Origin of the sequence: Streptomyces sp. Ag109_O5-1, assembly GCF_003814875.1 — a bacterium.
Taxonomy (GTDB): domain Bacteria; phylum Actinomycetota; class Actinomycetes; order Streptomycetales; family Streptomycetaceae; genus Streptomyces; species Streptomyces sasae.
The window spans coordinates 5,017,441-5,035,212 of sequence record NZ_RKQF01000001.1; the positions used below are offsets into that span (position 1 = coordinate 5,017,441).

Here is a 17,772-nt window from a genome sequence, read left to right on the forward strand (position 1 = left end):
AGGAACTGTCGTTCGAGGTGAAGCCCGGCGCGCAGGCTGGGCCGTGGGCCGGGCTCTCAGGCGCCGGGACGGTCGCTGACGGTCCAGAAGCGTGAACCCTTCGGCGGCGCCGGACGCACGTTCCAGCCGGACAGGTCCTCTTCGGGGTCTCCGTCCGGTGTCCGCCACCCCTTGGGCTCGAAGTAGAGCCGGTAGGCCCAGAACTCGGGAAACTCATGGCACATGAGATCCGGATAGGGTTCTATCTTCGCGTCTTCGTAGACCGCGTTGACCCGCGCAGCCGCCACTTCGGGAGAAACACCGAACCTGGTCACCAGTACTTCGGCGATGTCCCGGAAGAACTCCAGCATCCCATCGTCGAGTTCCACGAGAAATTCCTCGGTTCTCACCCCGGTGCCCCTTCTGGCGTCGAGCGGTCTGGGTGCCGCGCCCGCGGTCGACGGCGGACGGTTTCCGGCTCCGGCTCCGGCTCCGGGGCGAAGGCTGGGCGGGCGCTGAGGAAGCCGCTGGGGAGCATGTCCAGCCGTGGCGCTCCGGAGAGGATCGCCACCAGGAAATCCACGATTCCACCTTCGAAGTGGGGCCACTTGGTGTTGCGCGCCCCGTTCGCCGTGACGGTCCATTGGTTCGGGGCGTCTTCGGGTTCGATGAACCAGTAGATCGTGTCTCCGTTGTCGGTCTTACCGGCCGCCAGCAGGTGATCGATGTCGTACGGGACTCGCTCCCGCAGGCTCTCCGACATCTGCTCCAGCAGCTCGGCGCCGCGTACGGCGGCGTCGACTCGTTCCCAGTCGACGGTGCCCCCGGTCGCATCCGGCGGCGGTACGAGTCGCAGCAGCTCTTCTCCTGCGGTCGTCACTGCATCTCCGTCCGTTCAGCGGCGGCTGCGTCCACGCAGGATCCGCCGGCCGTCCTCGACCGCGTCCGCGCACCGCAGCCACCAGTACTCCAGCTTGCCGCGCACCGTCACGTACACCCGCCGACGCTTGAGCCAGGGCGGCAGGTCCCGGTACGGCACGAACGTCAGCGTGTCGCCGATCGCGTCCTCGGCCCGGCCGTCCTGGCCCTCCGCGCGCAGTGCCTCGTACAACTCCGGGGTCAGTCGGCCGTTGAGGCGTGCCGCGGTGCCGGCGGCGGTGAAGGCATACCCTCGCTGATTCCGGTCCGGCAGCCTCATGGCCCGCAGGATCCGAGGCGATGCCTCCTCCAGAGGGCAGTTGAGAGCCAGCCCGATCACCGCCGTACCGAGATGATCCTCGCCACGATCGAACGCGGCGTCCCACTCAGCGGGGTCGTCGAGACCCAGCAGGCCCTCGCCGCTCTCCCAATTCAATGAAGGCCAGCCGCTCGCTCAGTCCGCGAAGCGGAACGTCGACGTGATCGCGTCGAAGATGTCGAAGAAGGAGTCGGCGAGGTCGAGGACCTGGCTGCTGCCGGCGACCAGGGCGACCTTGCCCTCCTGGCCGGGGACCGGGATGAACGTCTGCATCAGGACCGCGCGGATCGTGCGGTTGAGGCTGTCCTCGGGGATCGGGATGTCCTCGATGCCGTACGTGCGGGCGGCGGGGCCCACACCGGGGATGTCGACGGTGGTCACCTTGCGCCAGGAGTCGCCCTCCCGATGGGCCTCCTTGGGGGCGAGCTGGGCGGCGATGGCGGCCGGGTCGTTGGACAGGGGCGCGCCGTCGCGCGTACGGCCGCCGACCAGCGACACCGTGACCGAGCCCGTGATCGGGGTGTCGCCGCCGAAGCTCTCCGCCATGCAACCGCAGTACATCGCGCCCGACTTCCATGCATCCGCCGCCGACTTGCGCAGGAAGCCGACGTACGTGTCCCGGTACTGCGCCAGCTCCGGGTACTGGGCGATCCGCTCGTTCACCATCCGCCGGATCGAGTCGTCGCGCGACTCCGGCCGTACGTCGAACTCCCACCACGACTCCGGCACCTTGATCCGGAATCCGCCGCGCTCGATGGTGAGCGCCTCCATATAGCGGCCCATGGTGTACGCCACCCCTCCCCCGATGATCTGATATACGGTGCGGCCCAGACTACGAGACGCGCGGACGGGGGACAGTCACGTGGGCAACGGCAAGAGCGACCTCGCCATACCGCTGAGCGAGCTTGAGGATTACGGCCGCAAGCTGCGCTCCATCAAGGAACGCCTCAACCACACCAAGAAGATGTTCGAGTCCTACCAGGACGACATCGGCAGCGGCACGGTCTACGACGCCCTCGACGACTTCGAGTCCAACTGGCACGACGGCCGCGAGGACATCACCAAGCAGATCGATTCGCTCGCCGACATGTCCGACACCGTTGTCCGCGAGTTCAAGAAGCTGGACGACGACCTCGCGAAGAAGGCGAAGGACGCGGTACGGCCGGAGGGTGGCGGCCAGCAGCAGGCCGGCGGCGGGGGAAACAAGGCCGAACAGGCCGAGTAGTCGGCATCATGGCGGTGGCCGGTGGACAGGCTCACCGCATGCCGGACACCGCACTGCTCATCATCGACATGCAGCGTGCACTCGCCGAGTGGCTCGAAGTCCATCCGACGCTGACGCCTGAGCCGACGGACGTGGTCCTCGACAAGGACAGCGCGGACTCGTTCCTCGGCACGGCACTCAGCAAGGTCCTGGAGGAGCGGGCCGGACGCCGGTTCGTCGTCACCCGCTACGCCTCCGACTTCTGCGTCGACTCCACCAGTCGCAGCGCGCTCTCCCACGGCTACGACCTCGTCCTCGCCGCCGACGGCCACACCACGATGGAACGCCCGGACGGTGCCGCGCCGACGGCCGCGCAGATCGTCGCGCATCACAACGTGATCTTCTCGGTCATCCAGTACGCGGGGCGGTCAGTCACCGTGGCTCCGGCTGCGGAGATCCGCTTCGATACGTGACGCGTCCACGTTCCATGTCGTCGGCAGTTCGCTGCCGCAGAAGACACAGACGAAGTCGGCTTCACGGACGATGTTGTGCTCCGCGCAGCGCGGGCAGCGGCGGAACACCACCTCGTAGGTGAAGCCGGAGGGGTGTCCGAGCGGGATGCGGTCGAGTGCGCGTGCGACCGCAGGCCAGGAGGTGAGGTCGGGGCAGTAGCCGGTCGACTGGTTGCTGACCTCGCTGACCGTCCACCGATCCGCCTCGCGAACGAACGTGATCTCCCCGGCGCCCAGTACGGCTGCTCCGCCGGCGCAGGCCACGTGTTCGCTACGGCGTGGCGCGAGCCGCAGCCGGCCGTCGAGGTCGACGACGTAGGTGAACGGCTCGGCCAGCTCCGCGGGTGACTGTCGTCCCACCCAGGTCGAGAAGTCGGACGCGGAGGTGATCAGGGCGCCTGCGCCGGTGGACTGCGGTGACATGACCGCGAGTTCGGCCGGGCCGACGTAGCGGTAGCCCCGCTCCGGCGGGCGTGTGAGCAGATCCTCCAGCGCCTCGTCGTACGACCTGAAGCCCGCCCTGATGCGGTCGGGGGTGGGTGAGTCAGGACGGAGCATCGACGGCAGGTGGGCTACCCGCCACATGCGGTGGACGTGGGAAGGGGCGATGTCGCCGGTCGGGTCCGCCAAGGCGCAGGCGATGGTGAGGATCTCAGTGACCTGGGGTGCGCCCCTGGCCGCGTCCGTGCCGGCGTCCAGGGCCACCGCCACCAACATGTCCAGGAATTCCGACAGTTGCAGGTCCGCGACCATACGGCACATACGGCGTACGGTCGACGGCGACGGGTCGCGCAGGCTCTCGACTCCCGTCACTCCGGCCGACCAGAGGACGAGGATCGGCGGCGACAGCTCGTAGTCGCGGAAGTAGCCCAGCTTGTCGGCTTCCGCTCTGGCTTCATCACCGTCGAACGCGCAGAGTGCGCAGACAGCGGCGAAGAGACGGTCCCACTCCTGCCGCCGGCTTTCGAGGAACGCGCCCACCGACGCATCGGCCGGCACCCAGGTCCCGGTGGCATTCACCGCACCCACAGCCACCACTCCACCGAGCGGTGCGAAGAGTTCGCGGGCGTATCTCACTCGCCGGTGGCCGCATAGGAGAGGAACGCGGTCCAGGCGGCGGACGGGAAGGTGAGGTTGGGGCTGTGGGAAGGAGGGTTCTTGGAGTCTCGGATGTGGATGGTGGTGGGAGTGGCGGCTATTTCGACGCAGGAGTCGCCGTCAGGGCCACTGCTGTAGCTGCTCTTGAACCGCACCAGTCCGGAGGCGTCCCCGTCAGAGGCCTTGCCGATCATGTTTCTCCCAGCTTTGCTCAATGAGCGACAGCGACTCCCGTGGTGGGAGAGCCTGAGCCCGGATGGTTCCATACCGACCTCCGCCGATGCCGTACGACGCACTCTCACCGCCTGCCTCCCGACCGGGCCGCTCCACCACTCCGCCGGCCTCATGGCCCATCGCCTCACGGAGTACCTGCCACCACCGTCGCCGCCCGCCCCACCCCGCCCGCTCCCCTTCCAGAACTGCGACGGCTGCGACCGCCCGTTCCGCGCGGCCGAACCGGGCCGCTGCCGGGACTGCCGCCCCCACCGACCTCTGCCGCAAGTCTCCTGAACAGCGCTGTTCCCACGACGAGAGGTCCCGATCCCCCTCATGGTCAGCTCCCCGCACGAAGCGATGCACCGGATCTTCCAGCAGGATCCGGGGGCTCTTCGCCCGCGCCGCCCGGTCGATCGGTGTCCCGTTCGCCGACCCGGTCGCCAGCACCCTGCTCCCCACCGATCTCACCGAGAACCACCCCCTAGGAACGACGCGTCGACAGTCTGATGCGCGTCGACACCGCCGAGCAGGGCAGCTACCTGTTGGTCGTGGAGGCGCAGGGCAAGAAGGACCCGGACAAGCCGGCCAGCTGGACCTACTCCCTCTCCTACCTCCACGCCAAGTACCGGCTGCCGCCGGTCGTGGTCGTCGTGTGCCAGGACCGCGCCACCGCGACCTGGGCCGCCAGGCACCTGGAGATCGGTCCGCGGCAGTGGCCCTCGCTCACCCTGCGTCCGCTGGTCCTGGAACCGGACAACGTCCCGATCGTCACCAGCCCGGACAAGGTGGCGCACGATCTGCCGATGGCAGTCCTCTCCGCGGTTCTGCATCACCGCGATCCGCAGATCGAGGCCATACCGAAGGCGATGGCACCGGTCCTTCGGGACCTGCAGGAACACGACGAAGACACCGCCGACATCTACATCGAGCTGACCCGACAAGGCCTGGAGAAGACCCTGGCCGCAGACCTCTGGAGGCACCTCGTGGCCATCGACACGTCATTCTTCACGTCGTCCCTCGCCGAAGAACTGCGGGACGAAGGCAGGGCTGAAGGCAGGGCTGAAGGCAAGGCCCAGGGCGTAGCCGAATCCCTCCTCCTGGTCCTCGCCGGCCGTGACATCGAAGTCTCCGAGGAGGCTCGCGAGCGGATCAGCACCTGTGACGACCACGACGTCCTCACCACCTGGCTGACGCGGGCCATGACGGCCGCTTCCACCGCCGAGGTATTCGCCGACGTGACGGAGTGAGCAGGCCAGAGGTCCCGCCTGCTCACCGTTCCCGGAGGCCTCTGTAGTCCGGCGCTCTCCCCGGAGCCCCCCACCCGCGTCCCACCCGTCTGCCGGATGGCCGAGGCCCTCCGGGTCCGGCAACGTGATGGGCGCAAGCGTCAGTCGCGTGTGGGTGGAAGGACGCCATCGTGCGAACCGTCGTCGGGACCGGAGCTCTCCTCCTCGTACTCGCCCTCGCCGCCACGGCCCCGGGAACACCCGATGCCGGGGCGAACCTGGACGGCGTGTGGCGCACGGACGGCTACGGGACCGTCCTGACCGTCGACGGCAGAGGGCTGCAGGAGTACCAGACGACAGCCGTCAGCTGCCGCAAGGGGGACTTCTCGGGGGCGGCCGCGAAACAGGGGACGTACGACTCCGACGACGGCGACGTCCTCACTCTGCGGCCCACACCCGACGGCCGACGCGCCCAGCTCAGCGACGACAGCTCGGTCGGGTACCGGCGGCTGCAACGGATCGGCTCCCTGCCGGCCGCCTGCATCCACTCGCCCTCGACGGGCCGCCTGCCCTCGTCCGACCCCCGCGCCTCCTTCGACGTCTTCTGGCAGTCCTTCGAGGAGAACTACCCCTTCTTCGCGGCCAAGGGCATCGACTGGCACGCGGTACGGAACCACTACCGGCCCCTCGTGCACCGGGACACCACCCGCAGCGAGCTCTTCGACATCTTCAGCCGTATGATCACACCGCTCCACGACGCGCACGTACTCGTCCAAGACGGCAACCGTCACTACGGCGTGGGGCGGCCGGGCACCGACGTGCCGGGGCCGGAGCTCGACGCCAAGGTGAAGAAGTTCGTCATCGACCGCGACCTCAAGGAAGCCACCGACCGGCAGGACTTCGCCGACGGCCTCATCACCTTCGCGGACCTCGGCAACGGCCTGGGGTACCTACGGATCTCCGACTTCGACGGATACGACCCGGACGACGATTCGTACTCCGCCGACCTCACCGAACTCGGCCGGGCTCTGGACACCGTCCTCACCCCCGTCCGCGCCCGCACCATGCAGGGCCTGATCATCGACCTCCGTATCAACGGCGGCGGCTCCGACGCCCTCGGCATCCACATCGCCGAGCGACTGACGGACATCCCGTACGTCGCCTACTCCAAGCGCGCCCGCAACAACCCGGCCGACCCGACCCGCCACACCCGCCCCGAGCCGATCCAGGTCATCCCTGCCCCGGACCCCCGCTACACCGGCCCGATCGCCCTCCTCACCAGCGGCTCGACGATCAGCGCCGGCGAGACCTTCGCCCAGGCCCTCATCGACCGCCCCGGCCGCACGGTCCGCATCGGCCGGCCGACACAGGGCGTCTTCTCCGACATCCTGGTCCGCTACCTCCCCAACGGCATGTCGGCCTGGCTCCCGAACGAGGAGTACCTCACCCGCACCGGCCGCACCTTCGACGGCACCGGCATCCCACCCCAGATCACCGAACCGGTCTTCACGATCGAGGAGTTCGCGAAGGGGCGGGACTCGGCGTTCGACCGGGCGATGGAACTGTTGACGGGAGGCAGGTCATGACACGGTCACTGGTTCACTGCGGAAAGTCGGCCCGGAAAACGAAAAGGCCCACCAACTCCGTCGACGGGCCCTCACGCAAGATCGAGGCTAGGTGCTTCGTGCCGTGACGGGCCGGCCCGTCACCCGATCTGGTCACGATCAGAAGAGCTCACTGCGGGCGTCTCCCATAATACGGACGAACAACGCCGGCCAGCTTTCGCTGGACCGACCGAATCGCCATCACGGTGACCTCGTCACCGAATCCGGTCGTCGTCGCCCACTCGACACCCGACCCAGCCAGATCGCTGACGAAGACAATTTCCACACCCAGGACTATCCGTGCCCAGTCTACGCGCGAAATCTGAACATCCTTGGCCAACATCTCGCGCAGCCTGCGACTCTCCTCGACCAGGTCGGCAAAGTCCCTGAACCCGATCGCCACAGCCAGTTCATCACTGCACCGAGCGGGCCCTCCCCACTCCAGGAGGGCACGCCGAAGCAACTCGACCTCTGACTGGGCCAGCACCTGGCTCGGGCGCGGTGAATTTTCATCCATCAGTTCAAGCCGTTCCAGTACTCATCTATCGTTGCGGCACTTCGATTAAAGACCGTCCCCATATCAGGGCTCATGGGGTCGTGAATCACGACCGTAGAACCGTCGTTCCCCTGATAGGCTCTCCGGCCACTGCCAAGATCCTTCGCGCGAGCCGGATTGTTCATCACATCCCGGACGTGAGTTTCGAGATCCTCGGCGGACATTCCAGGAAATTCACCGCCACGCTTGGCATTGGCGTGTCCGCGCGCGATCGACCCAGCATCGCCAGCCCTTTCTGCGTCGGTGATTCCCGCTCCGCTTGCTTCGGCAGATTCCCAGACATCATCACTCAGAGCATCTGCACGCGGCTTGGGGGTATCTCCGAAATCGCAATAGCAGTCGTCTGCATGCGCGGGATCGTCGCAGTTGTGGACGAGGACGGCCGTGGTCCCGGCCAGCACATAGTACGTATGCGTGCTGGAGACGGTCAGGTTGTTGACCGTTGCCGTCTGGGTCCACGCCCGGACCGCTGTGATCTGGATGTAGGTGCCGGCCGACGTCTGCAGCCAGTCGCCCGAGCGGAGTTCCTTCGCCTTCGCCCAGCGGTGCAGCTTCGGGAGCCAGATCGGGTGGCCGTCGGTTGCGGTGATGGATTTGCCGTCGGTTGCGGTGATGGATTTGCCGTTGGAGAGGGTCAGGCGGACCAGGTGCTTGGTGCCGTGGCCCTGGATGGTGGCGGTGACGGTCTGGGTGCCGAGGCCGCCGAGGACCGGGTCGGTGGACTTGACCTTGTCGCCGGGCTTGAGGTCCTTGATGGCCTTGGTCTTGCCGTCGGCCAGGAGAACGCGCGTGTCCGGCGTGAAGCTGTTGCACTTGCCGCCGGACTCGGCCGCGTCCTCGCCCGCGTCGGACGCCTTGCCCGCGTCCTTCTCCGCGGTCTTGCCGGCGTCCTTCTCCGCCGTCTTCGCCGCCGACTTCTCGGCCGACTTGACGGCCTTCTTCTCGACCGCCTTCGCCGCCTTCTCCTCGGCGGATTTCGCGACCTTCTTCTCGACCGCCTTGGCCGCGGTCTTCGCGACGGTCTTCTCCGCCGTCTTCACGGCCGCTTGTTCGGCGCCGCGCGCCAGTACCCCCCCACCGAAGCGCATGCCGCCGCGGGCCGCAGCCAGCGCGAGGCCGCCCTCGCCGAACGTGGCGACCGTGATGATGATCGTCGCCGCGGCCATCAGGCAGGAGCCCAGCGTCGGGTTCGTGGCGCAGTTGACGATGTCCGCGACGCCCGAGTACTCGTACGCCACGTGGGCGACCGTCTTCGTTGCGCTCCATGCGGCATGCGCGATCACCGGCTACACCGGCGGCTCCTTCGCCGACGCCACACTGCTGAACACCGGTAGCGCCTGGACCACTCGCGACATCGTCACGGTCGCCGACATCAGCGGCGACGGGATCGCCGACATGCTCTACCGCACGACGGACTCCGGCCGGCTGATCCTGCGCAAGGGCAAGGCCAACTCGGCGGGCACCGGCGTGGACATCATGTCGCTCGCCAACTCCGCGGCGGGCGCGGGAGGTGCCGACACCGAGTACGCGGCCAGTGGCTGGACCGGCACCGACGTACCCCGCTTCTTCGCCGTCCCGGACGTCAACTCCGACTCGGTCCCCGACCTGTACGCCCACATGAGCGACGGCAGCGTACGTCTCTACTACGGCGGCAAGACGACGATCGGAAGCTACACCACGGTGATCGGCACCTGGACGGGGAAGCTGGCCTTCGGCTGAGCCCTGGAGCCGGCGAGCCGGCGGTCACAGCCGCCGGCTCTCCAGCGGCCCCAGATACGTCGGTGTCAGGCCACCCGTGTCGATCAGCAGGCGTTGCAGCACCACCGTGGGGTCCACCGTCCAGAACGTCAGGCGGTGGGCCCCCGCGCGTGTGATCGCATGCCTCGTCGCGGAACGGTTCACGTTGTCGGACGTGTTCCTCGCCCACACCACGTTCAGCAAGCCGTCGTCAGCGCCTGCCGTGATGTCCACGGACTGCGGCTCGTCGCCGTCGAAGGACACGGCGTAGCGCAGTCCGCTCGTCCCCAGCGCCGGATTGCGCGGGGACAGGTACGCCCACACGGTCACCTCCCCGGCCGACAGCAGGCTCACCTCGTACTCCAGGCGAGGCCGGGCATCCGGTGCCCAACCCCCGGTCACCGGCCACGCCGTCATCCCCGCCCCGGTCCGGCCGATCCCCGTCAGCCGGCGCCACTCCCCCACCGCACGGTCGTGGTGGTCCGCGTCGATCGCCACATAGCCGCCCGCCTCGACGAAGCCCCGCAGGCCCCGCGCGGACGGCTTCTCCGCCACACACCCCACCGTCACCGAATCCCCCGCCCCGCTCACCGTCAGCGTCCCCTCCGAGCGGCCGCCCGGAGCCCGGGACCAGTCCACCCGCACCTCCAGCCTGACCTGCTGTGCCACCCGCCCCCGCGGCCGGTCCACCGTCAGCCACGGCGCCGAGGAATCCACCCGGTAGGCGAAAGGGGTACGACCCCGGTTGAACACCTCGACGTACTGCTGCGGCCGGGTCTGGTACGGGCTGAACGGCGGCAACGTCCCCGAGTCCTCCGCACCGTCCACCGACACCCCCAGCCCCGCCGCCTGCGGCACCTCGATCCTCCGAACCGCCGGGAACAGCACGTCCGGCAGTGCCACGTTGTCCTTCTCCGGCTGCTGCCAGGGCGCGTTGGGGCCGTAGCGGTCCACGTCGCCGTAGTCGATGTGGGGCTGGCTCTGGAAGCCCCGCCATTTGCCGCCCGCCACCAGGGAGTTGAAGCGGTCGGCCAGGTCGAGGTCCCGCTGCAGGCCCTGTTCCGCCTCCGTCGCACGGTCGTTGGTCGCGGCCCTGCCCTGCCGGGCGTAGCGGAGATTCGTGAACTCGGCCTCCCGCAGCGCGTACAGGTTCGCGGTCGCCGCCACCTCGTACCCGACCAGTTCGAACCACGCGTCCTGGGCCGCCTCGGGCAGCCGGCGTCCGATCCGCGCCGCCCGTCTTCCCAGCTCCCGCCACTCCTCCGTGACCCGCTCCAGCTCACGGTGGCCGAAGTAGAAAGGGGTCTGCCGGTCGTCGTACACCACCGCGCCGGTGTCGGAGAGCGTGATCCGGCGGTTCAGCAGCTCGGGTTTGCGGCGCGCCTGCAACTGGCCGTAGACGGCCAGGACTTCGGCCACATCCCCGGCCACCGCCGCGCCGAAGTTCTGGCTCGCGTATCTCCGTTCCCACTCGCCCAGCCGGTCGAAGTCCCAACGCTCCGGGTTCCAGGCGTAGGTGAGGAAGAACTCCGTCGGCAGTTCGTTGCCTTTCAGGTCGCCCACGTTCGCCACCCACAGGCCGTGGTTGCCGTAGGCGTGCGCCTGGTGGAGCTGGTCCCAGACGTTGCGGAGGTTCGCGGTGTCGACCCACTTGTAGTTACGGCCGGCGCCCACGTAGTCGAAGTGGTAGTACAGACCGTATCCGCCGCCGCGCGGCTCCTCGGGGGACGGGTGCCTGCGGATGTTGCCCCAGTTGTCGTCCGTCAGGACGACGGTGACGTCGTCGGGTGCCCTCAGGCCACGGTCCCAGTACCGCTGGACCTCCTTGTAGAGCGTCCACACCTGCGGGGTCTCGGCGGCCGGTCTCCCCGTCACCTCCTCGATGATCTGCCGCTGCGCCGCGATGATCTCCTGCATCAGCTCGATGCCGTCGCCGTCGGGGAGGCCGGTGTCGCCGTTGCCGCGCATGCCGAGAGTGACCACACCCTCGAAGCCCTGGTCCACCATGCGCTGGATGCCGGCCCGCCAGTACGCCCTGAGCGCCTCGGGGTTGCGGAGGTACGACCACTCGCCCGTGCCCCCGTAGGGGTCGGTCCCGGCGCCCGCGTGCCGGTTCCACTCCTCGATGCCCCGCATCATCGGCGCCTCGTGAGACGTGCCCATGACAACACCGTATGCGGCGGCCCGCCGGTGGTTCTCGGGGTCGTCCTCCGCGAACGCCCTCCCCCACACCGCCGGCCAGAGGTAGTTGCCCTTCAGGCGCAGCAGCACCTCGAAGACACGGGCGTAGAAGTCCGCGTTGAAGCCGCCGGGATAGCCGGGGGCCTTGCCGGGGCCGAAGTACGCGGGGGCCCAGGTCCCCAGCGCCGGGTTCTCGTCGTTGACGAAGAAACCGCGGTACCGCACCGTCGGCGTGCCCTGCGTGTACCGGCCGGGCAGGACCCACACGCCGTCGCGGTGGACCGGCGGCACGTCGTCCCACCAGTACCAGGGCGAGACCCCGATGCCGTACGAGACGTCGTACGCCCCGAAGATCGTGCCGCGCGGGTCGCTGCCCGCGATGACGAACGCCTTCTCCACTCCGGGCATCGGATGCTCGACCACCGTCTGGAGCGAGGTCTCCCAGCGGCCGCGGACCCCGGAGACGTCCAGTCGGCCGGCGGCCACCAGGCCGTCGATCAGCGGGCTGCGGCCGATCGTGCCGACCAGCACCACACGGCGGGCGACCGTGTCGCCCGGCCGTACGCCCGTCACCCGCTCGATGTCGTCGCGGAGGTCGCCCGCCACCCGTACCACTCCGGGGTGGTCGTCGGCGCTCACCACGACGGGCGCGCCGACCAGGGGGAAGGCCCCTCCGACGGCGGTGAAGGAGATGTACGCGCCGGGGTCCGTCACCCGCGGACCGCCATCCCCGCCATCCCCGTCGCCCGCGGCCTGTGCGACTCCGACTCCCGGCGACAGCACCGACACCGGTACCGCGGCGACTCCCGCGCCCAGTACGGTCCTACGACGCACCGACATGCCTCACCCCTCCACCCGAATTTGGTCAGCGGCATGACAAATGGTGGGCGGGCGGCTCCCGGGGAACCAGGGGTCGTACACGTCGAATAGTTTCGGGCGGCGAAGACAGCGAAGAGGCCCGTACGACCGGAGTCGTACGGGCCTCTTCAGACCTGCCTGGTCAGCCCTTGCGGGCCGGGATCACTTCGTGATCTTGATGACCTGGCCGGCGCCGACCGTGCGGCCACCCTCACGGATGGCGAACTTCAGGCCCTCTTCCATGGCGATGGGCTGGATGAGCTGCACCGACATCTCGGTGTTGTCACCCGGCATGACCATCTCGGTGCCCTCGGGGAGGGTCACAACGCCGGTCACGTCCGTCGTACGGAAGTAGAACTGCGGACGGTAGTTGTTGAAGAACGGCGTGTGGCGGCCACCCTCGTCCTTGGAGAGGATGTAGGCCTGCGCCTCGAACTCGGTGTGCGGGGTGACCGAGCCCGGCTTGATGATGACCTGGCCGCGCTCGACGTCCTCGCGCTTGATGCCGCGGAGCAGCAGACCGACGTTCTCACCGGCCTGGCCCTCGTCGAGCAGCTTGCGGAACATCTCGATACCGGTGACCGTGGTGGTGGTCTTCTCGGTCTTGATGCCGATGATGTCGACGGTCTCGTTGACCTTGAGGACACCACGCTCGATACGACCGGTGACGACGGTGCCACGACCGGTGATCGTGAAGACGTCCTCGATCGGCATCAGGAACGGCTTGTCGACGTCACGCTCGGGCTGCGGGATGGCCTCGTCGACAGCGGTCATGAGGTCCAGGACCGACTGGGTCCACTCGGGGTCGCCCTCGAGCGCCTTCAGCGCGGAGACCTTGACGACCGGCAGGTCGTCGCCCGGGAACTCGTACTCGGAGAGGAGCTCACGGACCTCGAGCTCGACGAGCTCCATGATCTCCTCGTCGTCCACCATGTCGGCCTTGTTCAGGGCGACGACGATGTACGGAACGCCGACCTGGCGGGCCAGGAGCACGTGCTCCTTGGTCTGCGGCATCGGGCCGTCGGTGGCGGCCACGACCAGGATCGCGCCGTCCATCTGCGCGGCACCCGTGATCATGTTCTTGATGTAGTCCGCGTGACCGGGGCAGTCGACGTGCGCGTAGTGACGGGTCTCCGTCTGGTACTCGACGTGCGCGATGGAGATGGTGATACCGCGCTGACGCTCCTCGGGCGCCTTGTCGATGTTGTCGAACGCGGTCGCCTCGTTCAGGTCCGGGTACGCGTCGTGCAGCACCTTGGTAATGGCGGCCGTGAGGGTCGTCTTACCGTGGTCGATGTGACCGATGGTGCCGATGTTGACGTGCGGCTTAGTCCGCTCGAACTTCGCCTTCGCCACTGGGGTCCTCCTGTGGAGTGGTTCTGTACGCCTTGGTTCAATCGGCGCCAGGTGATCTTTGCTGGTGTGTCCCGGGCCCCGGGTCGTTCCACCACGAATGCGGAGGAACGACCCGTGAGGCTCCGGGGTCAAGCCTAAAGCGTGTGCGCGCGGTGCGTGGAACGCGGTGCGCTACTCGCCCTTGGCCTTCGCGATGATCTCCTCGGCGACGTTCCGCGGAACCTCGGCGTAGGAGTCGAACTGCATGGAGTAGCTGGCCCGGCCGGACGTCTTGCTGCGCAGGTCGCCGACGTAACCGAACATCTCCGAGAGGGGCACGAGGCCCTTCACGACGCGGGCACCGGCCCGCTCCTCCATGGCCTGGATCTGGCCACGGCGGGAGTTGATGTCGCCGATGACCTCACCCATGTAGTCCTCGGGCGTGGTGACCTCGACGGCCATCATCGGCTCAAGGAGCACGGGCTTGGCCTTGCGCGCGGCCTCCTTGAAGGCCTGCGAACCGGCGATCTTGAAGGCGAGCTCGGAGGAGTCGACCTCGTGGTAGCCACCGTCGAGGAGCGTGACGCGGACGCCGGTCATCTCGTAGCCGGCGAGGATGCCGAACTGCATGGCCTCCTGCGCACCGGCGTCGACCGAAGGGATGTACTCCTTCGGGATGCGACCACCGGTCACCTTGTTCACGAACTCGTACGACGCGTCGCCGCTCTCGATGGGCTCGATCGCGATCTGCACCTTGGCGAACTGACCGGTACCACCGGTCTGCTTCTTGTGGGTGTAGTCGACGCGGTCGACGGCCTGACGGATCGTCTCGCGGTACGCGACCTGCGGCTTGCCGACGTTGGCCTCGACCTTGAACTCACGGCGCATACGGTCGACCAGCACCTCGAGGTGCAGCTCGCCCATACCACCGATGATGGTCTGGCCGGTCTCCTCGTCCGAGTGGACCTGGAACGACGGGTCCTCCTCGGCCAGGCGCTGGATCGCGATGCCGAGCTTCTCCTGGTCGCCCTTCGACTTGGGCTCGATGGCGACCTGGATGACCGGGGCCGGGAAGTCCATGGACTCCAGGATCACCGGGGCCTTGTCGTCGCACAGCGTCTCACCGGTCGTGGTCTGCTTGAGACCCATGACGGCGATGATGTCGCCGGCGCCCACCGACTCGATCTCCTCACGCTTGTTCGCGTGCATGCGGTAGATCTTGCCGATGCGCTCCTTCTTGCCCTTGACGGAGTTCAGCACGGCCGTGCCGGACTCCAGGCGGCCCGAGTAGACCCGGACGAAGGTGAGCTTGCCGAGGTGCGGGTCGCTCATGATCTTGAACGCCAGCGCGGACAGCGGCTCGTCGTCGGACGGCTTGCGCTTGACGACCTCCTCCGGGTTGTTGACGGCGTGGCCCTCGATGGCCTCGACGTCAAGCGGGGAGGGAAGGTAGCGCACGACCGCGTCGAGCAGGGGCTGAACACCCTTGTTCTTGAACGCGGTACCGCAGAACACCGGGGTGACCGTGGTGCCCTCGGACTTGCCGGACGCGATGGTGATACGACGGATCGCGGCGTACAGCTGCTCCACGGAAGGCTCCTGGCCCTCCAGGTACAGCTCCATGATCTCGTCGTCGTTCTCGGCGACGGTCTCGACGAGCTTGCCGCGGTACTCCTCGGCAGCCTCGGTGTGGGTGGCCGGGATGTCGACGACGTCGTACATCTCGCCCTTCTCCGCCTCGGCGGACCACACGAAGGCCTTCATCGTGACCAGGTCGACGACGCCCTTGAAGTCGGCCTCGGCACCGATCGGGAGCTGCATGACGATCGGCTGCGCGCCCAGGCGGCCGCTGATCATGTCGACGCAGCGGTGGAACTCGGCACCGGTCCGGTCGAGCTTGTTGACGAAGCAGATACGCGGAACGCCGTAGCGGTCCGCCTGACGCCACACTGTCTCGGACTGGGGCTCGACACCGGCGACGCCGTCGAACACCGTCACGGCACCGTCGAGCACGCGCAGGGAGCGCTCCACCTCGACGGTGAAGTCGACGTGGCCCGGGGTGTCGATGATGTTGATCGTGTGGTCGACGTCTTCGAGCGGCCAGTGACAGGTGGTGGCAGCAGAGGTGATCGTGATGCCACGCTCCTGCTCCTGCTCCATCCAGTCCATGGTGGCAGCGCCGTCGTGGACCTCACCGATCTTGTACGACACACCGGTGTAGAACAGGATCCGCTCGGTGGTGGTCGTCTTGCCCGCGTCGATGTGGGCCATGATCCCGATGTTGCGGACCTTGGCCAGGTCAAGTGAAGTGGTAGCCATAAGGCTTCGGTCTTCTCTCGGTCTCGATGTGGGTAGCGACTACCAGCGGTAGTGCGCGAAGGCCTTGTTGGACTCGGCCATCTTGTGCGTGTCCTCGCGCTTCTTGACGGCCGCACCGAGGCCGTTCGAAGCGTCGAGAAGCTCGTTGAGCAGACGCTCGGTCATGGTCTTCTCGCGACGGGCGCGGGAGTAGCCGACGAGCCAGCGCAGCGCGAGGGTGTTGGCGCGACCGGGCTTGACCTCGATCGGAACCTGGTACGTCGCACCACCGACACGGCGGGACTTGACCTCAAGGGTCGGCTTGATGTTCTCCAGCGCGCGCTTCAGCGTGATGACCGGGTCGTTGCTGGTCTTCTCGCGCAGGCCCTCCATGGCGCCGTACACGATGCGCTCGGCGGTGGAGCGCTTGCCGTTCAGCAGCACCTTGTTGATCAGAGAGGTGACAAGAGGAGAACCGTAGACCGGGTCGATGATGACCGGGCGCTTCGGGGCGGGGCCCTTACGAGGCATTCTTACTTCTCCTTCTTGGCGCCGTAGCGGCTGCGGGCCTGCTTGCGGTTCTTGACACCCTGGGTGTCAAGCGAGCCGCGGATGATCTTGTAGCGAACACCGGGCAGGTCCTTCACACGGCCGCCGCGCACGAGCACGATGGAGTGCTCCTGCAGGTTGTGTCCCTCACCCGGAATGTAGGCGGTGACCTCGATCCCGCTGGTCAGACGCACACGCGCGACCTTACGCAGGGCCGAGTTCGGCTTCTTCGGGGTGGTCGTGAACACACGCGTGCAGACGCCCCGGCGCTGAGGGGAGCCCTCGAGTGCGGGGGTCTTGTTCTTCTCGACCTTGTCCTGCCGGCCCTTGCGGACCAGCTGCTGGATCGTAGGCACTACTTCTCCGGTTTCTGTGTGCCGATGGTGAAGCTAACCTGGAACGTCGCCGACCCACGCGGTCGGGTGTGTCGGATTCCGCGGACTCCTGCCGGAAGGCAGAAGGGGGCGCGGATCACGGTGGCCGCTTCGTCGCTCAGGTGCGGTTTCAAGGCACGCACGAGGGTCAGGGCACACCCCAGGCACAAGGTCTGAGCGTACCTACCGCTTCCAGCTGGGTCAAAATAAGGGGCCGGAGGCGCGGGTGTGCCCGCTTTGCCCACGAAGCACCGTGGGAGGTGTGGTGGCGGCCGGTCTCCGGCCGTACGCGCCACGCAGAAGCGGCCGACCTCCACCTGGCCGATCCGGCGGGCGGCGCCGCGGGCGCCCGTGCCCGCACCCGCCCGCGGCTCGCCAGAGAGCCGCAGAACGCGCGTGCCACGAGCACGGGAAGACCGGCTCTGCGGCCGCCGCCCGGCGGACGTGGAGCCGAGACGCGGCGGACAGGGGACGACGTGGCGGGCACGACAGCGGACGTGGCCGGTCGCACAAGGGGGCGGCCCGTGGCGCACCCGCACCCCCCGGGCACCCCTGCCCGGCCACCTGCGGCACCAGCCGGAGATCGACTGGGCGACTCCCTGCCGGAAAGAGTCGGCAGGTTCATGGCGAAATGCGGAGCCTCGCCAAGGTCGTGTGGGTGACCGGCCGCGCGCCGCCCATCGGCCTGGCCGAGATCAAGACGGAGGGGACGCTCGACAGCGCGTACCCCTTCCCCGTCCCCAGCCGGTCCTCTACCTCCAGCCCACACCTCTGACCAGCCGGAACTTCGCCGCCGACGCAGACCGGA

At 68.0% G+C, this 17,772-nt stretch carries 18 protein-coding genes and 1 pseudogene; 6 read left to right on the plus strand and 13 right to left on the minus strand.

Annotation, left to right across the window (positions count from 1 at the left end):
• Positions 1-56: 56 nt before the first annotated feature.
• Genes EDD90_RS22805 through EDD90_RS22820 form a run of 4 tightly spaced genes read right to left on the minus strand, consistent with a single transcriptional unit; the run spans position 57 to position 1,999 of the window.
• On the minus strand, positions 57-389 hold the full coding sequence (locus tag EDD90_RS22805) for a hypothetical protein (protein ID WP_260328000.1): 333 nt from the start codon (positions 387-389) through the stop codon (positions 57-59).
• Positions 386-859 (minus strand): hypothetical protein, encoded by a 474-nt coding sequence (locus EDD90_RS22810; RefSeq protein ID WP_123974804.1) that lies wholly within the window; start codon positions 857-859, stop codon positions 386-388. Before EDD90_RS22810 ends, EDD90_RS22805 begins: the two co-directional genes overlap by 4 nt.
• Before the next feature lie 15 nt (positions 860-874).
• Positions 875-1,333 carry a hypothetical protein gene (locus EDD90_RS22815; protein ID WP_123974805.1) on the minus strand — a complete coding sequence of 153 codons (459 nt, stop codon included), beginning with the start codon at positions 1,331-1,333 and terminating at the stop codon, positions 875-877.
• An 18-nt stretch (positions 1,334-1,351) separates the two neighbouring features.
• A complete protein-coding gene (locus EDD90_RS22820) occupies positions 1,352-1,999 on the minus strand; it encodes a hypothetical protein (RefSeq protein ID WP_123981501.1) in 648 nt (215 codons plus the stop codon).
• A 79-nt stretch (positions 2,000-2,078) separates the two neighbouring features.
• Here EDD90_RS22820 and EDD90_RS22825 point away from each other — a divergent pair, with 79 nt between their 5' ends.
• Positions 2,079-2,441 carry a hypothetical protein gene (locus tag EDD90_RS22825; protein WP_123974806.1) on the plus strand — a complete coding sequence of 121 codons (363 nt, stop codon included), beginning with the start codon at positions 2,079-2,081 and terminating at the stop codon, positions 2,439-2,441.
• A 38-nt stretch (positions 2,442-2,479) separates the two neighbouring features.
• Positions 2,480-2,893 carry an isochorismatase family protein gene (locus tag EDD90_RS22830; protein WP_185149187.1) on the plus strand — a complete coding sequence of 138 codons (414 nt, stop codon included), beginning with the start codon at positions 2,480-2,482 and terminating at the stop codon, positions 2,891-2,893.
• Here the strand turns inward: EDD90_RS22830 and EDD90_RS22835 are convergent.
• On the minus strand, positions 2,849-3,355 hold the full coding sequence (locus EDD90_RS22835; RefSeq protein ID WP_123981503.1) for a hypothetical protein: 507 nt from the start codon (positions 3,353-3,355) through the stop codon (positions 2,849-2,851). The genes EDD90_RS22830 and EDD90_RS22835 overlap by 45 nt on opposite strands.
• Before the next feature lie 650 nt (positions 3,356-4,005).
• The gene (locus EDD90_RS22840) at positions 4,006-4,224 is read right to left on the minus strand and encodes a DUF397 domain-containing protein (protein ID WP_123974808.1); all 219 of its coding nucleotides are present in this window, start codon (positions 4,222-4,224) and stop codon (positions 4,006-4,008) included.
• Between the two features lie 355 nt (positions 4,225-4,579).
• On the opposite strand from EDD90_RS22840, the pseudogene EDD90_RS22850 reads away from it, so the two are divergent.
• Positions 4,580-5,493: pseudogene (locus EDD90_RS22850) on the plus strand (hypothetical protein).
• Positions 5,494-5,663: 170 nt separating this feature from the next.
• A complete protein-coding gene (locus EDD90_RS22855) occupies positions 5,664-7,058 on the plus strand; it encodes a S41 family peptidase (protein WP_123974810.1) in 1,395 nt (464 codons plus the stop codon).
• A gap of 148 nt (positions 7,059-7,206) precedes the next feature.
• Here the strand turns inward: EDD90_RS22855 and EDD90_RS22860 are convergent, their stop codons facing one another.
• Together EDD90_RS22860 and EDD90_RS22865 are read right to left on the minus strand one after the other, a co-directional pair.
• A complete protein-coding gene (locus tag EDD90_RS22860; RefSeq protein ID WP_221305123.1) occupies positions 7,207-7,479 on the minus strand; it encodes a hypothetical protein in 273 nt (90 codons plus the stop codon).
• Positions 7,480-7,592: 113 nt separating this feature from the next.
• Complete coding sequence (locus tag EDD90_RS22865) at positions 7,593-8,870, minus strand: Hint domain-containing protein (protein ID WP_123974812.1); 1,278 nt, start codon at positions 8,868-8,870, stop codon at positions 7,593-7,595.
• Between EDD90_RS22865 and EDD90_RS22870 the strand changes: the two genes are divergently transcribed.
• A complete protein-coding gene (locus EDD90_RS22870; RefSeq protein WP_123974813.1) occupies positions 8,824-9,351 on the plus strand; it encodes a hypothetical protein in 528 nt (175 codons plus the stop codon). The two genes, EDD90_RS22865 and EDD90_RS22870, sit on opposite strands and share 47 nt — an antisense overlap.
• A gap of 24 nt (positions 9,352-9,375) precedes the next feature.
• Here the strand turns inward: EDD90_RS22870 and EDD90_RS22875 are convergent, their stop codons facing one another.
• From EDD90_RS22875 to rpsL, 5 genes are all read right to left on the minus strand, one after another.
• Entirely contained in the window at positions 9,376-12,390 is a 3,015-nt protein-coding gene (locus tag EDD90_RS22875) for a glycosyl hydrolase 115 family protein (protein WP_123974814.1), read from the minus strand.
• A gap of 180 nt (positions 12,391-12,570) precedes the next feature.
• On the minus strand, positions 12,571-13,764 hold the full coding sequence (tuf, locus tag EDD90_RS22880) for an elongation factor Tu (protein WP_123974815.1): 1,194 nt from the start codon (positions 13,762-13,764) through the stop codon (positions 12,571-12,573).
• A gap of 171 nt (positions 13,765-13,935) precedes the next feature.
• Entirely contained in the window at positions 13,936-16,062 is a 2,127-nt protein-coding gene (gene fusA, locus EDD90_RS22885; protein ID WP_123974816.1) for an elongation factor G, read from the minus strand.
• 39 nt (positions 16,063-16,101) lie between these two features.
• Positions 16,102-16,572: a 30S ribosomal protein S7 gene (gene rpsG / locus EDD90_RS22890; protein WP_005481264.1), complete on the minus strand. Its 471-nt coding sequence runs from the start codon at positions 16,570-16,572 to the stop codon at positions 16,102-16,104.
• A 2-nt stretch (positions 16,573-16,574) separates the two neighbouring features.
• A complete protein-coding gene (rpsL, locus tag EDD90_RS22895; RefSeq protein WP_003948652.1) occupies positions 16,575-16,946 on the minus strand; it encodes a 30S ribosomal protein S12 in 372 nt (123 codons plus the stop codon).
• Positions 16,947-17,595: 649 nt separating this feature from the next.
• On the opposite strand from rpsL, the gene EDD90_RS55590 reads away from it, so the two are divergent.
• On the plus strand, positions 17,596-17,739 hold the full coding sequence (locus EDD90_RS55590; protein WP_185149188.1) for a hypothetical protein: 144 nt from the start codon (positions 17,596-17,598) through the stop codon (positions 17,737-17,739).
• The last annotated feature ends 33 nt before the right edge of the window (positions 17,740-17,772 follow it).

What these genes read in the sequence shown, in the direction of transcription:
- EDD90_RS22835 (WP_123981503.1), bottom strand. Translation starts at nt 3,355, where the DNA reads ATGTCACCGCAGTCCACCGGCGCAGGCGCCCTGATCACCTCCGCGTCC.
- EDD90_RS22820 (WP_123981501.1), bottom strand. Translation starts at nt 1,999, where the DNA reads ATGGGCCGCTATATGGAGGCGCTCACCATCGAGCGCGGCGGATTCCGG.
- rpsG (WP_005481264.1), bottom strand. Translation starts at nt 16,572, where the DNA reads ATGCCTCGTAAGGGCCCCGCCCCGAAGCGCCCGGTCATCATCGACCCG.
- EDD90_RS22875 (WP_123974814.1), bottom strand. Translation starts at nt 12,390, where the DNA reads ATGTCGGTGCGTCGTAGGACCGTACTGGGCGCGGGAGTCGCCGCGGTA.
- fusA (WP_123974816.1), bottom strand. Translation starts at nt 16,062, where the DNA reads ATGGCTACCACTTCACTTGACCTGGCCAAGGTCCGCAACATCGGGATC.
- EDD90_RS22840 (WP_123974808.1), bottom strand. Translation starts at nt 4,224, where the DNA reads ATGATCGGCAAGGCCTCTGACGGGGACGCCTCCGGACTGGTGCGGTTC.
- EDD90_RS22830 (WP_185149187.1), top strand. Translation starts at nt 2,480, where the DNA reads ATGCCGGACACCGCACTGCTCATCATCGACATGCAGCGTGCACTCGCC.
- EDD90_RS55590 (WP_185149188.1), top strand. Translation starts at nt 17,596, where the DNA reads ATGCGGAGCCTCGCCAAGGTCGTGTGGGTGACCGGCCGCGCGCCGCCC.